Source organism: Streptomyces sp. Mut1 (assembly GCF_030719295.1).
Classification (GTDB): domain Bacteria; phylum Actinomycetota; class Actinomycetes; order Streptomycetales; family Streptomycetaceae; genus Streptomyces; species Streptomyces castrisilvae.
The window spans coordinates 603668-618093 of record NZ_CP120997.1 but is presented as its reverse complement, the minus strand read 5'-3'; the positions used below and the strand labels follow the sequence as shown (position 1 = coordinate 618093).

Annotated in this window: 12 protein-coding genes; 4 read left to right on the top strand and 8 right to left on the bottom strand. The window is 73.7% G+C overall.

Annotation, left to right across the window (positions count from 1 at the left end):
• Position 1: 1 nt before the first annotated feature.
• The 4 genes from P8A18_RS02380 to P8A18_RS02365 form a co-directional block, all read right to left on the bottom strand.
• Positions 2 to 1306, bottom strand: coding sequence for a serine/threonine-protein kinase (locus tag P8A18_RS02380; RefSeq protein ID WP_511101549.1), 1305 nt, complete (start codon positions 1304 to 1306; stop codon positions 2 to 4).
• 132 nt (positions 1307 to 1438) lie between these two features.
• The gene (locus tag P8A18_RS02375) at positions 1439 to 1921 is read right to left on the bottom strand and encodes an Lrp/AsnC family transcriptional regulator (protein WP_018549772.1); all 483 of its coding nucleotides are present in this window, start codon (positions 1919 to 1921) and stop codon (positions 1439 to 1441) included.
• A gap of 136 nt (positions 1922 to 2057) precedes the next feature.
• On the bottom strand, positions 2058 to 2648 hold the full coding sequence (locus P8A18_RS02370; RefSeq protein WP_018549773.1) for a lytic polysaccharide monooxygenase auxiliary activity family 9 protein: 591 nt from the start codon (positions 2646 to 2648) through the stop codon (positions 2058 to 2060).
• A 276-nt stretch (positions 2649 to 2924) separates the two neighbouring features.
• On the bottom strand, positions 2925 to 4007 hold the full coding sequence (locus P8A18_RS02365) for a M64 family metallopeptidase (RefSeq protein WP_306051298.1): 1083 nt from the start codon (positions 4005 to 4007) through the stop codon (positions 2925 to 2927).
• 682 nt (positions 4008 to 4689) lie between these two features.
• Here P8A18_RS02365 and P8A18_RS02360 point away from each other — a divergent pair.
• The 3 genes from P8A18_RS02360 (at position 4690) to P8A18_RS02350 (ending at position 9075) form a co-directional block, all read left to right on the top strand.
• Positions 4690 to 6108: a tetratricopeptide repeat protein gene (locus P8A18_RS02360; RefSeq protein ID WP_306051296.1), complete on the top strand. Its 1419-nt coding sequence runs from the start codon at positions 4690 to 4692 to the stop codon at positions 6106 to 6108.
• Positions 6109 to 6373: 265 nt separating this feature from the next.
• Complete coding sequence (locus P8A18_RS02355) at positions 6374 to 7888, top strand: FUSC family protein (protein WP_306051294.1); 1515 nt, start codon at positions 6374 to 6376, stop codon at positions 7886 to 7888.
• Between the two features lie 128 nt (positions 7889 to 8016).
• Complete coding sequence (locus P8A18_RS02350; RefSeq protein ID WP_306051292.1) at positions 8017 to 9075, top strand: lactonase family protein; 1059 nt, start codon at positions 8017 to 8019, stop codon at positions 9073 to 9075.
• A gap of 61 nt (positions 9076 to 9136) precedes the next feature.
• Here the strand turns inward: P8A18_RS02350 and P8A18_RS02345 are convergent, their stop codons facing one another.
• Both P8A18_RS02345 and P8A18_RS02340 read right to left on the bottom strand, forming a co-directional pair.
• Positions 9137 to 10060 carry a sirohydrochlorin chelatase gene (locus tag P8A18_RS02345; protein WP_306051290.1) on the bottom strand — a complete coding sequence of 308 codons (924 nt, stop codon included), beginning with the start codon at positions 10058 to 10060 and terminating at the stop codon, positions 9137 to 9139.
• A 127-nt stretch (positions 10061 to 10187) separates the two neighbouring features.
• The gene (locus tag P8A18_RS02340) at positions 10188 to 11222 is read right to left on the bottom strand and encodes an N-acetylglucosamine kinase (RefSeq protein ID WP_306051288.1); all 1035 of its coding nucleotides are present in this window, start codon (positions 11220 to 11222) and stop codon (positions 10188 to 10190) included.
• Between the two features lie 83 nt (positions 11223 to 11305).
• On the opposite strand from P8A18_RS02340, the gene P8A18_RS02335 reads away from it, so the two are divergent.
• On the top strand, positions 11306 to 11983 hold the full coding sequence (locus P8A18_RS02335) for a uracil-DNA glycosylase (RefSeq protein WP_026249254.1): 678 nt from the start codon (positions 11306 to 11308) through the stop codon (positions 11981 to 11983).
• A 10-nt stretch (positions 11984 to 11993) separates the two neighbouring features.
• Here the strand turns inward: P8A18_RS02335 and P8A18_RS02330 are convergent, their stop codons facing one another.
• Both P8A18_RS02330 and P8A18_RS02325 read right to left on the bottom strand, forming a co-directional pair.
• The gene (locus P8A18_RS02330; RefSeq protein ID WP_306051286.1) at positions 11994 to 13082 is read right to left on the bottom strand and encodes a WD40/YVTN/BNR-like repeat-containing protein; all 1089 of its coding nucleotides are present in this window, start codon (positions 13080 to 13082) and stop codon (positions 11994 to 11996) included.
• Between the two features lie 102 nt (positions 13083 to 13184).
• Positions 13185 to 14120 carry a substrate-binding domain-containing protein gene (locus P8A18_RS02325; protein WP_018549782.1) on the bottom strand — a complete coding sequence of 312 codons (936 nt, stop codon included), beginning with the start codon at positions 14118 to 14120 and terminating at the stop codon, positions 13185 to 13187.
• Positions 14121 to 14426 lie beyond the last annotated feature (306 nt).

Here is a 14426-nt window from a genome sequence, read left to right as displayed (position 1 = left end):
GTCACTGCTCGGCCCCGGGAGTCTCCGGCGCGCCGGACGACGTGCCGCCGTCCGGCTTGGTGGCCGACCCGGTGTCGGGGGCGAACAGGCTCATCCCCAGGTACACGGCGGCCAGGAAGGCGATCACGCCCGCGATGGCGCTGGCCACCCGGGGCCGGCGCCGGATCGCCTCACCGGCGGTGCGCCGCTTGGCGTTTCCGGCCCGGGGGGCCGCGCGCCGGCCGTGCCCGGAGGCCTGCGGCAGCCGGTACGTCGTCGGGGCGCCGGACTCCGCTCCTGCGGCCGGCGCGGCGGGGCGCGGGGCGGGCGGCGTCTGGTAGGCGGCGGGGGGCGGCGCCAGGGCCGGGGCCGGCTGATGCAGCGGCAGGGCCTCGGCCCGGCCCCGCCAGGCGTCGCCGTGGAACCAGTCGGCGACCTGCTGGGCGGTGGGCCGGTCCTCCGGCTGCTTGGCGAGCAGACCCAGGAGGTAGGCGTCGAAGGCGGCGGATACGTCGACGCCGCGCTGCCGCAGCGGCACGGGCGGCGTGTCCACGTGCTGGTAGAGGGTGGCGGTGGCGGTGTCCGAGCGGAACGGCGGCTGCCCGAGCAGCAGTTGGTAGATGACGCAGCCGAGCGAGTACATGTCGGACGCGGCGTCCGCCGTGCGGCCGAGCGCCCGCTCCGGGGCGAGGTAGAGGCTCGTCCCGACGATGTGGCCCGTGGTCGTCAGCGCGGCGGAGGGGTCGTCGACGAACTGGGCGATGCCGAAGTCGCCGATCTTGACGGTTCCCTCGCCGTCCAGCATCAGGTTCCCGGGCTTGATGTCGCGGTGGACGATGCCCTGCCGGTGCGCCGCGGCCAGCCCGGCGGCGGCCTGCCCGGCGATGCGCGCGGCCTGCTCGGGGCCCAGCCGCTCCTGGGCCAGCAGCAGATCGGCGAGGCTTCTGCCCTCGACGAGTTCCATGACGAGGAAGAGCCGGTCCTCCCAGGCCCCGAAGTCGAAGACCGCCACCAGATGGGGGTGGCTCAGCCGGGCGGCGGTCTGGGCCTCCAGCCGGAACCGGGCGGTGGCCGACTCGTCGGCGTGTTCCCCCAGCAGAAGCTTCACGGCGACCGCACGGCCGAGAACCTCGTCGGTGGCCCGCCAGACCTCACCCATGCCGCCCCGGCCGATGGCGGATATCAGCCGGTACCGACCAGCAACCAGCACCTGTGCACACCTGTCTCGAATAGTCGGGCCTCTCGGGCAGCCCGGACGGAGGGCCGCTTCGACTGCCGCGGCGGCGGCCTCGTCGGGGACGAGGGCGGGGTGGGGGGAGCGCGGCAAGATCAGGATATCCGGCGCGCGGAGCGCCGACGACCGGCGGTCACCGCCTTGGCCGGGGAGGCGCGGTGACGGGCCGCCGGGGCCGGGTCCGCCAGGTGCGGCCGGCGGGGGGAGTCCGGTGACGGGCGGTCGTCACCGGCCGCCGGCCGCGGCCCGGCCCACGGACTCGACCAGGGGCAGCAGCCGGTGCGGCACGCGTTCGCGCAGCGCCACATCGGTGCGGGTCCTGACCACGCCGGGCAGCCGGATGAGTCGCTGGATGACGTCCTCCAGGTGCCCGTTGTCCCGCGCGACGACCCGGGTCAGCAGGTCGCCGCCGCCCGTGGTCGAGAAGGCCTCGACGATCTCCGGCACGGCGGCGAGCGCCTCGCCGACGTCGTCGAGGTGTCCCTGCGTGACCTCCAGGTGCACGAAGGCCAGGACCGGGTGGCCGAGCGCGGCGGGGGAGAGGAAGGGACCGCTCCCGGTGATCACACCGTCCCGTTCCAGCCGGTCGATCCGGGCCTGCAGGGTGCCCCGGGCGATGGCCAGGATGCGCGCGTACTCGCGCACGCTCGTCTGCGGCTGTTCGATGAGCAGTCGCAGGATACGGGTGTCGAGTGCGTCCACCGCCATGCTTCGCCGGCCTCTTTCGGTGTCGTTCGGGCCAGCGACTGTACCAACGGCCTATGTGTGCGCCAGGCCGCCCTGCCGTTGTCTCGGCCGGATGTGCCCCGCGCACGGGCGGGTGGCGCGGGGCACGGGCCGGACGTCAGAACTGGACGTCGGAGCAGGCGTAGAAGGCGTTGCCCGTGTCGGAGATCGTCCAGACACCGAGGATCAGGTGCTTGCCGGACTTCTGCGGCAGCGTGCCGGAATGGCTGACCGTCGAACCCGGCAGCTTCCCGCCGAAGGGCACGGTCAGGAACGGCTGCGGCTCCAGGTCGGCCCGGGTGAGCGGCTGGGTGGGGTCGTAGCCGTCCTTGGTGATGTAGTAGCGGAAGTCGGTCGTGGCGTGGCGGGCCTCGATCCGCCAGTTGAAGGTGTAGTTCTGACCGGCCGTGACCTGCGTGGCGGGCCAGGCTCCGCCGCGAGGGTCGTCCAGTTCGGAGAAGCGGCCGATGCCGCCCGAGCAGATGTGGCCGTCGGCCGGGCCGCGGGTGGGGAACCCCTTGGGACCCTCGACGCTCGGCGGCTCCCACTGGATCTGCCCGCAGTGCTTGACGGTGCCGATCCCGCAGAGCTGCTGACGGCTGATCGGGGAGTCGGTGTAGCCGTGGCTCTGGGCGGTGCCCGAGGTGGCCAGCAGGGCCGCGCCGACCAGCCCCAGGCCGGCCAGTAAGGAAGTGATCTTTCTGCGCATACGTCGCTCCTGGAGATGTGGGGTGATGTCCGGAGAGTGCTGCGGTCTAGACCAAGGGTGAGCGTAGCGATGGCAACTTGACATGTCTAGACCAGAGGCGCCATCGGGCTCGCCCCGTGCGGTCAGGGCGTCACTCCCGCCACGACGGCCGTCGCGGGACGGGTTGCCCCGTCCCGCGACGGTCCGCCGCGTCCCCGGTGGCCGGCGGACGGAGCCGGCCGCACGGACGGGTCCGCACGGCGGCCGGCTGCCCCGCATCTCGGACCCGGCGGTGTTCTACCGGCGGGACGCCTTGACCTTCCAGGTCAGCCGCTCGGTGGCCTCGGCGAGGACCTTGGGGTCGCGGATCGACTTCGTACGGTCCACCGACTCGACGGTGACCGTGTGCGTCCTGCCGTCCTTGGGCACGCCCAGCTGGGCGGGGGCGGCGGTGAGGCCCTGGGCGCGCTTCACCCGGACCCCGTCGACGTACCAGCGCAGTTCCGGCGCCGCCAGTCCGGTGAGCGCGGCCCGCGTCACCTTGATCCGGTCGGTCCTGAGGACCGTGGAGCCCGTGGGTGTGCTGCTGCTCAGCACGTTGGCCTCGCGGTAGAAGCCCGCGATCATGGCCTCGCGCCCGGGGAGGTTGAATTCGCTGACGTCCAGGGCCCGCATGATCGAGTTGGCGGTCGGGCGGTAGATCCCGAACGGGTAGTAGCTGCTGCCCTCGTACGTGCCGACGGTGCCGCCCGTGGGATCGGCCTCGCCGAGCCATCGGTACCACTTGCTCCGGCCGGCGGCCATCTGCCCCGCGGTGAGAATGCTGGAGTTGATGTCCGGGAGCTCGCCGCCCGTCCAGGTGCCGTAGCTGTCATAGGTGTACTCGTCCGCCAGCAGGCCCACCGAATGGGCCATTTCATGCGCGGCGATCATGCTCGACTGCTCGTTGTCCGACGACAGGGTCGAGACGCCGTCGAACGGGTAGCCCTCGGCCTCCAGGCCCGAGTAGCCGGCGCCGCCGTACTTCGTCGAGTGGGAGACGACGACGACCAGGTCGGCGTCCGGCGCCTTCGCCGCGTACGACGCGACCTTGTCGATGTCGGCGCAGATCAGCCGCTCGGTCTGCGAGCACCAGAAGTAGCTGCCGAGAGCGGTGTCCTTGACGACGTCGGCGGTGGGGTCCCCGCTGATGCCGGACTCGGCGGAGACCGCGTCCACCGTCCACACGTTCATCAGGCCCTGGTAGCTGGCGTAGGGCTCGATGGCGGTGATGTCCGCCCACTTGGCGGCGGCCGCGGAGTGGAAGGCGTCCTGCTCGCCGGCCGTGTAGCCGTCGCCGACGATCACCACGTCGAGCCGGTCGTCCGAGGAGCCGGTCACGGACAGCCGGCCGACGGCCCCGTCCGTCGTCGAAGCGGCGGGCGCCGTGCTCCGGGCCGCGGACGCGCCCCGTCTCCGTGCGGAGCGGGACCTCGGTCCGGTGCCCCGCGCCGCCCGGCTCGGGGAAGTACTCGACGCCGACGCGCGGTTCCCTTGTGGGCTCCGGGTCCGCGGCCGACGCGGGAGCGGCGAGAGCCGCCCCCAGGGCGGCCATGAGCGCGACGCTCATGGATATGGCGGCCGTCCTCTTTGTGTGCATGTCAATCCTCACTCTGGTGTCCGGCTCGGAAGTGATGCGGGGCGGGCGACGGCATGCGGACGGGCAGGGGGGCTCTCGTCACGGGCGAGCCGGAACGGCCGGTCCGGCGCGATGCGGCCATCCGCCGAGACCCGCCGTGCCCGAACTCGGCGCCCCCGCACCCGTTCCGAAATAAGTCCTGGGTTCAATATGCTTGATGCGCCGTTTAACTTAGGTTCTGCGAAGGGAGCCGCACAACGGGGCAGGGGGTGCTCGGGAGGTTGCATTTGGGTAACTGGCCGTGCCGCGACCGATCGGACGGGGGCGCCGCTCCACGGTCCCGGCGGGCGCCGGCGCCTATGGGAATATGCGAGTCGCCGCGGGCGGTGAGTCCGGACACCGGACGGGGCCGATCCACCGGTGGACGAGAGACGAGAGGCTGTCATGGCGCGAGCCGACGGAGTATCGGTCAACAGTGACGGAACGACCCGCTCCGAGGCCGGGCGGCCGGAGGAGCCGAGGGACCCCGCGGCGATCGGCCGGCGGGTGAAGCGCCTGCGCAAGGAGCGTCGGCTGACCCAGCGGCAGCTTGCCGAGCCCGAGTACACCGCCGCGTACGTCTCGACTCTGGAGGCCGGCAAGGTGCGGCCCTCCGAGGCCGCTCTGCGGCACATCGCCGAGCGGCTCGGGGTCGCCGAGGAGGAACTCGCCACGGGCCGGCCCACCCATCTCGTCGCGGACCTGCGTGGCGGGCTCGCCGACGCGCAGCGGGTGCTGGCGGTGGGCGACGCCGCGGACGCGCGGGCCGCCTACGAGGAGATCCTGCGCAGGGCCGACGAGTACGAACTCGCCCTGGAGCGGGGAGCCGCGCTCACCGGCCTCGGGGAATGCGCCCTGGAGACGGGCGAGCTCGCCGAGGCCGTCGGCCGGTTCGAGGCGGCCGAACTCGCACTGGCCCGCGAACCCCTCCCGGCCCGCGCGCGTGCGGTCCGGGGCAGGTCGATCGCGCACTACCTGGCGGGCGAACTGCGCTACTCCTGCTATCTGCTGGAAAGCGCGATCGACGAGCTGAACACATCGGGGCTGCACGATCCGGGCGCGCTGCTCCAGCTGTACACGGCCTCGATCGCCCCGTACATGGACATGGGCGCCCACGCCCGAGCCGCGCAGGCCGCCGAACTCGCGCTCGCCCTGGTGCCCCAGGTGTCCGACCCCGCACTCGTCGCCGGCATGCACCGCACCGTGGCCCGCACTCTGATCGCCGAAGGCAGGGCCGACGCCGCCCAGACCTCGTTGGCACGGGCCACCGAGCTCTACGAACAACTGCAGATCCGCACCGAACTCGCCCACTGCCACTGGATGCGGGGCTACGTCTGCGCCCAGGACGGCGACCTCGTCCAGGCGGAGGCGGCGCTGCGGACCGCCCGCTCGATGCTGGTCTCCAAGCGCGCGGCCCTGTACGTCTCCCAGGTGGAGGTCGAACTCGCCGACGTCCTGCGCAGGAGCGGGAAGTCGGCGCAGGCGGCGGAGCTGCTGGGGAGCCTGCTGGTCGGCCTCCAGCACGGCCGCGGCGCGCTGCACGCCGGCGGGGCCCACCGATTGCTCGGGCTGATCGCCGAGGAGGCCGGCGACGCCGAGTCCGCCGAGCTGCACTACGCCACCGCGCTCTCCCTGCTCGAACAGACCGGAGCCGCCGGAGACCTCGCGGACATCTGCCGGCTCCTCGGCGACCTGATGCGCCACGAGGGCCGTACGGAGGAGGCGCTGAACGCGTACCGGACCGGGCTCGGACACCGTGCCGAGCCCGGGACCACCACGCTCGGCCCCGCTCCCGCCCGCCCGCCGTTCACCTCCTGGACCTGAGGGGCCGGGCGGGCCGGCTGCCGCGGCTCCGAGGCGGCGGCCGTTCGCGCGGCCGTTCGCGCGGGGCTGGTCCGTTGGCTCTGCCGCGGCCGAGATGGGCCACCGGATTCTGTGCCATTGGTTCAATGAATCGGGCCCCGTTTGAACCATTCGCCCGTCAGATGCTCAGATATGTCAGTCAATGGCGCTGCGGGTCCCGAGAGGACCCATGCGGCGCCTTTCTCATGTCTGGGCTGGTCCAGGTGCGAAGAAGGGGCGGGGCAACTTGCTGAAGAGGGCGTTCGTGGCACCGGATCCGGGGCGGATCCGGCTCCGGTTCGCGTCCCGGGCCGTACTCGGCATCGGGCTCGCCGTCGCGCTGTGCGGGGCGGCCGGGCACTCACTGGTGGCGGCCATCGCCGGTGGCCTGGCCGCGCTGCTCGCGCTGTTCACGGTGACCGACGCGACGGTGCGCGGGCAGGCGGCGACGACCGCGCTTCTCCCCGTCGTGGGCTTCCCGGTGCTCGCGCTCGCCGCCGTACTGCACGATCTGCCCGTCGCCCGCGGCCTGGCGTTCCTCGCTGTCGTGGGGGCGGGTGTGTACGCGCGGCGGTGGGGACCTCGCGGGCACTCGCTCGGAGTGTTCGCCTTCATGTCCTACTTCTCGGCCCAGTTCCTGCACACCGTGCCGGGCCGGCTGCCCGAGCTGTACGCGGCCGTACTGCTGTCGCTGGCCGCGTCGTCTGTGGTGCGGTTCGGTGTGTGGTGCTACGAGCGGCGGCTCGCGGCGCCCGTGGCCGTCGCCCCGCCCACCGGGGGAGCGGGGCTCGGGCGGATCACGACGCGGCAGGCCGTGCAGGCGACGTCGGGGGCCGCGTTCGCGCTGATGGCGGGCCAGGTGCTCTCCGACCAGCGCTGGTACTGGGCGGTCGGAGCCACCTGGTGGGTGTTCGTGGCCACGACCTCGCGGGGCGAGACCATCGTGCGCGGCTTCCGGCGCTTCCTGGGGACGGTCCTCGGGATCGGCCTGGGCTTCGCCGTCGCGGTGCCGCTGCACCACGAGCCCGTCGTGGCCGCGCTGGTCGTGGCGCTGAGCGTGTTCGGCATCTTCTACACCGCCGCGGTCTCCTACACCTGGATGATGCTGGCCGTGACCGTGATGGCGAGCATGCTGTACGGGCTGCTCGGCGTGCTCGACACGGATCTGCTCGTCCTGCGGGTGACGGAGACGACGGCCGGGGCGGCCGGCGCCCTGCTGGCGGTGATGTTCGTGCTTCCGGTGACCACGCACGCGGTGACCGAGGCATGGGTGGAGCGGGCGCTGCGCTGCGTCCACACCTGCACGGCGCGGGCCGCCGCCCGGCTCGCCGGGAGCGCGGACGCCGACCCGCACCGGAGCGTTGCCGAACTGGAGGCGATCCTCGGCAGGGTGCGCCTGTCGCTCGCCCCGCTGGTGCACCCGCTCAACCCGCTGCGGGCCCGCAAGCGACGGGCACGGCACGTGCTCGCGCTGCTCGACGACTGCGCGCGCGAGGTACGCGGACTGGCCTTTGTCGCCGCCGACCCGGAGGCCTCGCACGATGCCCGCCTCGCCGCCGCCTGCTGGCGCGTCGAGAGCGCGGTGGAGGCGCTGACCGCCCCGGGGCGGCCCGCCCGCACCACGGTCGCCGCGGCCCTCCCGGCGCACCCCGCGGTGACCGAGCCCGCCCTCGCCCACCTGCACGGCCTGGAGCGCGCGCTCGCCGAACTCGCCGCCCCGCTGCACAGCCCGCCGCGCGCGCCCCTGGGCGCCACCGCCTGATCCGGCGGCCCGAGGCGTCCCACGATCCGGCACCCTTGGTCTGGACCACGCCGGGCACTGCTACCGTCGCGGCGGAAGATCACGACGGCCGGGACCGCCGTGATCAGTCGGCGGAGAGGAGCAGTGCGGTGGACAGCAGCAACGGCGCGGGCCGGGCCTTCATCGGGTCGTTCACCTCGGCGGGCGGGCGGGGTATCACCGTCGCCGCCGTGGACGAGGAGACCGGGGCGCTCACGGTCCTCGGCGCGACGGACGCCGTACCCGACCCCTCCTACCTGGCGCTCGGCCGGGGCGTAGGTCCCGGCGGCACCGTCCTCTACACGGTCAGCGAGACCGAGCCCGGCGCGGCCGCCGCTCTCGACATCACCGGGGACGTCCCGCGCCCGCTCGGTGCGACCCGGCCGGTGGACGGCGACGGCCCCACCCACCTCGCCCTCGCGGCCGGCCGCCTGATCACCGCCAACTACGGCTCGGGCAGCGTCAGCGTCCTGCCCGTCACCGACGACGGCGCGCTCGGCCCCGTCGCGGCCGTCCTCGCCCACAAGGGCAGCGGCCCCGTCGCGGACCGCCAGCAGGGCCCGCACGCCCACCAGGTGCTCCCCGACCCGTCGGAAAACTGGGTGCTCGCCGTCGACCTCGGCACCGACTCGGTGCGGATCTACGCGTTCGACCCGGCCACCGGCGAACTCCGCCCGCACGGGGAGACGGCGCTGCGCCCCGGCACCGGCCCCCGCCACCTGGCGTTCCACCCCTCGGGCCGCCACGCCTACGTGCTGAACGAGCTGGAGCCCACCCTCACCGTGTGCCGGTGGGACGCCGCCACCGGCGTTCTGGAACCGGTCGGCGAGACACCCGTCCTGCCCGACGGCGTGACCGGCGCGAGCTACGCGTCCGAGGTCGTCGTCGCCCGTGACGGCCGCTTCCTGTGGGCGGCCAACCGTGGCCACGACAGCATCTCCGTACTCGCGCTCGACGCGTCCGGCGAGCAGGCGTCCCTGGTCACGACCGTGAGCTGCGGCGGGCACTGGCCCCGCGACCTCGCGCTCGACCCCACCGGGCGCCGGCTGTACGCGGCCAACGAGCGCAGCGGGAACATCGCCTGGTTCACCGTGGACCCGGAGACCGGCACCCCCGTCCACGGGGGCTCCCTGGACGCCCCGGCGGCCTCCTGCGTGATCTTCGCCTGACCGGCCCTAGGCCCCGGTGGCGGACTGCCGTCCGCCACCGGGGCCTCACACGTCCATGGGATCAGCGGGCCTGCGCCCCCTGCGGCACCGGGGGAGCGATACCCAGGGCCGAGGTGTACATCGACAGCACCAGCTTGCCGATCGCCGGGTACGCGCCCAGCGGCTCGGCGCTCGCGCAGCCGGCCTCCTTCGCCGCGGCGTCCAGCAGGCCGTCCGCCAGCTCCGGACCCACCAGGTACGGAGCCACCGCCAGCTGCAACGAACCGGAGCCCTTCAGCTGCTCGGCGATCGCGGCGACCGAACCCTCCACGTCCAGCGCGGCGGCCATCACCGGCACCGCGAGCCGGGCCGCCAGCAGCATGCCCGTGATCCCCGCGGCCTGCACGGCCTCCTCGCCGCCCACCGTGGCGAGCACGATCCCGTCGGCGGCCGTCGCCACCGTGAACAGCCTGGCCCGGTCCGCACGGGCGAGCCCGGCCTCGGACAGACGCACATGCAGCGCCTCGGCCAGCAGCGGGTGCGGACCGAGCACGTCGGTCAGCTCCGCCGGGGCCTCGCTGTCGGTGATCGCCAGACGTATCCGCTGCACCAGCGCGCTGTCCGGACCCGCGAGCAGCGGAACCACCACGGCGGCCGGGCCCTCGGGCTCGGCGACCTCACGGCCCACGGCAAGCGCCTGCTCGTAGCGCGCGGTGCGCTCGGCGGCGGAATGCGCGATCACGGAGGTGAGAGCCGGGTACTCGGCGTCGTCGCCGTCGACATAGCCGATCAGGGCGTTGAGGCCGGGCAGCTCGGAACGGGCGATGCTGATGACCTCTTCGGCCAGACTGCGGCTCTCCGAGGAAGGGGTACCGGGAACGGCGAGAACGAGCGCGGCAGCGCCCTCGGGTGCGACCACGGGCTCCGGGCGGCGGTGCCGTCCGGACTGGCGAGGTCGCGGCATTCGTACAGGCAGGCCGGAAGCGGGCCCAGTGGGGGTGCTCATGGCGCCGCATGCTACTGGTTTTGGATACGCCTCCGCGCGGGGAGGGTCCGGTCGAGCGGCCTCTGTCCGTATTTATCCGATCAGCGGCTTACCTGGCAACTGTCCTGATCTGTCGTCAGTGGCCCGGTCACCGTTCCCCGAGGTCACCGGCACGGTGCCCCGGCAGACAGAGCAGCGTCGGATGGTGCGGGAGCCGCAGACCGCCGGTGGCCAGCCCCTGGGCGATGCGCAGCGCACCGATCAGGGGATCACCCGAACCGGGGACCGCCCGTGCCCCCGGCAGCAGCCGCGCCAACTCCTCGCGCAGCGGCACGAGCAACGGCTCGCCCATCCGGAACAGCCCGCCCGTCAGCGCGACTTCGTACCCTTCCTCGTCCGCCGCAGCCTCGGGGCACACCGCCGCGGCCGCCTCCGCGATGTGTGTCCCGGCGGCCCGCAGGATGCCCTCGGCGACCGGGTCGTGCGCCGCGCACCCGGCCACCTCCGGGGCGAAGGAGGCCAGCACGGCGGGCCGGTCGGCGCGCGGGTAGAGCAGTCCGGGCAGCTCCGGCGGCGGGCCGAACACCGCCTCCAGCCGCTCCAGCAGTGCCGCCGAGCCGCCGCGCCGCCCGTCGTGGGCCCGCATCGCCGCGTCGAGCCCGGCCCGCCCGATCCAGGCGCCGCCGCCGCTGTCGCCCAGCAGATGCCCCCAGCCGTCCGCCCGCCGCCACCGCGTCAGATCCGTGCCCAGCGCGATCAGCCCGGTGCCGGCGGCCACCACCGCTCCGGCCCGCTGGCCGACCGCTCCGGCGTACGCGGTCACCGCGTCGGCCGCGAGCGCGATCCGGCGCACCCCCAGCGCTTCCTCCAGGGCGGCCGGCAGCTCGGCGCGCAGCCGGTCGCCGAGCGTGGTCATGCCCGCGGCGCCCACCGCGGCGGCGGTGATCCGGCCGCCGCCGCCGTGCCGGGCGAGCAGCTCGCGGGCCGCGGGCAGTGCCTGCTCCAGCAGATGGGCGGCCTCGATCCCGCCGGCGCCGGTACGCACCGGCTCGCCGCACACGACGGTGCCCAGCGGGGCGGCCGCGTCCGGGCCGGCCAGTGCCACCCGGAGTCCGGAGCCGCCCGAGTCCACCCCGAGGACGTACGCGCCGGGTGCCGCGGCCGCGTGCCCGTGTGACGTCATGGACCGGCTCCCGGGAGACGAAGGGGAAGGACGGCAGCACCCTATCCCCGGGGCACCGCGTTGCGCCGGTAGGGTGATCTTCCGTGACAGCAAGACCGTTGAACGAAGTTGTCGAGCCCGGCTGGGCCGAGGCCCTTGCCCCCGTGGCGGGGCGCGTCGCCGCGATGGGCGATTTCCTGCGCGCGGAGGTCGCGGCAGGCCGCACCTATCTCCCGTCCGGGGCGAACGTGCTGCGCGCGTTCCAGCAGCCCTTCGACGAGGTGCGGGTGCTGATCGTCGGTCAGGACCCCTACCCGACACCGGGCATGGCCATCGGGCTGAGCTTCGCCGTCGCCCCCGAGGTCCGCAGGCTCCCCGGCAGCCTGGAGAACATCTACCGCGAGCTCAACACCGACCTGGGGCTGCCCCGCCCGTCGAACGGTGACCTGACGCCGTGGACGCGCCAGGGCGTGCTGCTGCTGAACAGGGCGCTGACCACCGCGCCCCGCTCGCCCGGCGCGCACCGAGGCAAGGGCTGGGAGGAGGTGACCGAACAGGCCATCCGCGCCCTGGTCGCCCGGGGCAAGCCGCTGGTGTCGGTGCTGTGGGGGCGCGACGCCCGCAATCTGCGGCCGCTCCTCGGTGACCTGCCGGCCATCGAGTCCGCGCACCCCTCCCCGATGTCCGCCGACCGCGGGTTCTTCGGGTCCAGGCCGTTCAGCCGGGTCAACGAACTCCTGGTGGCCCGGGGCGCGGAGCCGGTGGACTGGCGGCTTCCGTAAGGGGGAGACCTCACACCTCGACGGCCGCCGCCCGCACGCACAGCACGTCCGGCAGGTGGGAGGCGAGCTGCCGCCAGGTGTCCCCGTCGTCCGCGCTCGCGTACAGCTCGCCGTTGCGGTTGCCGAAGTAGACGCCGGCCGGGTCCGCGTCGTCCGTGCAGAGCGCGTCGCGCAGCACCGTGCCGTAGTGGGCGCTCTCGGGCAGGCCCGTCGACAGGGGCTCCCAGTGGGCGCCCGCGTCGGTCGTCCGGAAGACCCGGCAGCGGTGCTCGGCGGGCACCCGGTCGGCATCCGCGTTGATCGGGAAGACGTACGCCGTGTCCGCGCGGTGCGGGTGTGCGGCCACGGCGAAACCGAAGTCGGAGGGCAGGCCCGCGCCGATGTCCGTCCAGTGGCCCCCGGAGTCGTCGCTGCGGAAGACGCCCCAGTGGTTCTGGAGGTAGAGGCGGTCGGGGTCGACGGCGTCCCGGCCGACCTTGTGCACGCACTGGCCGAACTCCGGGTCCTGCTCGGGCAGGAAAACGGCCGAGACCCCCTTGTTGGCCGGGTCCCAGCTCTCGCCGCCGTCGGTGGTCCTGAACACCCCGGCGGTGGAGACCGCGACGGTCACCGAGCGGGCGTCCCGTTCGTCCGTCAGGATCGTGTGCAGCCCCTCGCCCCCGCCGCCCGGCACCCACCGGGAACGGGTCGGGTGCTCCCAGAGCGGGCGCACCAGCTCGAACGACTCACCGCCGTCCCCGGACCGGAACAGGGCGGCCGGCTCGGTGCCCGCGTACACGACCCCCGGCGCCTCGGGTCCCGCCGGCTGCAACTGCCACACCCGCTCCAGCGAGGCGCCCGTGAACTCCGGGAACCTCACGGCCGGCTTCCTCGGCTCGGCCCAGCTCGCGCCCAGGTCGTCGGAGTGGAACACGGAGGGGCCCCAGTGCGCGCTGTCCCCGCCGACGAGCAGCCGGGGCGTGCCGCCCCTGGTGTCGATGGCGACCGAGTAGATCGCCTGCGCGTTGAAGTGCGGCCCGTCGAACTCCCATGTGCCGCCGCGTCCGCGACCGATGAAGAGCCCCTTGCGGGTGCCCACGGTGAGCAATACCCCGGTCATGACCGAACCTCCCGAAACGCCGTTGTGCCGGATATCCGCCAGTCTGCACCGGGGTACTGACAGGGGCGTGGACGACGGCTCGGGGTGTTGGCGGTCCGGGCGTCAGCGGCAGGGCGGCGCCGTGCTGCTGCGGACCACCAGATTGGTGGCGAGATCGACACGGGTCGTCGCGGGCTGCCGGCCGCGGCCGAGGTCGAGGACCAGGCGGGCCGCGGTCTCGGCCATCTCGATCAGGGGCTGGCGCACCGTGGTCAGCGGCGGCCCGATCCACCGGGTGAGCGGCAGATCGTCGAAGCCGACCACGCTCAGGTCCTCCGGAATGCGCAGACCCAGCTCGCGCGCCGCCTCGTACACGCCGAGCGCCTGGAGGTCGTTGCCGGCGAAGACGGCGGTCGGCCGGTCCGCCGAGCGCAGCAGCTCCATGCCCGCCGCGTACCCCGCCTCGTGCTGGAACTCGCCCTCGCGGATGAGCGAGGGGTCGATCGGCAGGCCCGCCGTCTCCAGGGCCGCGCGGTAGCCGTCCACCCGGGCCCGGCTGCACATCATCCGCGACGGGCCGCTGACGACGCCGATCCTGCGGTGCCCGAGCCCGGTGAGGTGGCGGGTGGCGGCGAGACCGCCCTGCCAGTTCGTCGTCCCCACCGACGGGATGTCGTCGCCCGGATCACCGGCCGGGTCGACCACCGCGAAGGGGATGCTGCGGCTGGTGAGCTGGGCGCGCTGGGCGGCGGTGAGGTCCGAAAGGACCAGGATCACCCCGACCGGCCGGCGGGCCAGCACCCCGTCCACCCAGGTCTGCCCGGGGCTGAGGCGGCCCGCGCTCTCCGAGAGGACCAGGCTCAGGCCCTCCTCGCGCGCCACGTTCTCGACGCCGCGCACGACCTCCATCGCCCAGGAGCTGTCCAGCTCGTGGAAGACCAGGTCGATCAGTTGCGACTGGGTGGTGGAGCCGCGTCTGCGGCGGTAGCCGTGCAGCAGCAACAGCTCCTCCACCTTGGTGCGCGTGCTGGGCGCGACATCGGCACGCCCGTTCAGCACCTTCGAAACTGTCGGAGCCGAGACTCCGGCCGCTCGGGCGATTTCCGCCAGCGTGGCGGCGCCGTCCGACGACGCTCCGGTAGGCGCATTCTCCTGATGTGACTGGACGTTTGCGGGGCTCATACAGCGAATCGTAACCGCCGGACCCCCGAAGAGAGGGGCGGGCCCCTCGGGAAAATTCGCTCCCCCCGACCTCTTGACTGGCCCGAAACCCGACCGTACGGTTCCGGCAACATTCGCAAGCAACTCCGAAACATTCGACAGAGGTGCGGTCATGCGGTCGGGAACTTTCACTCAGGGCAGGCG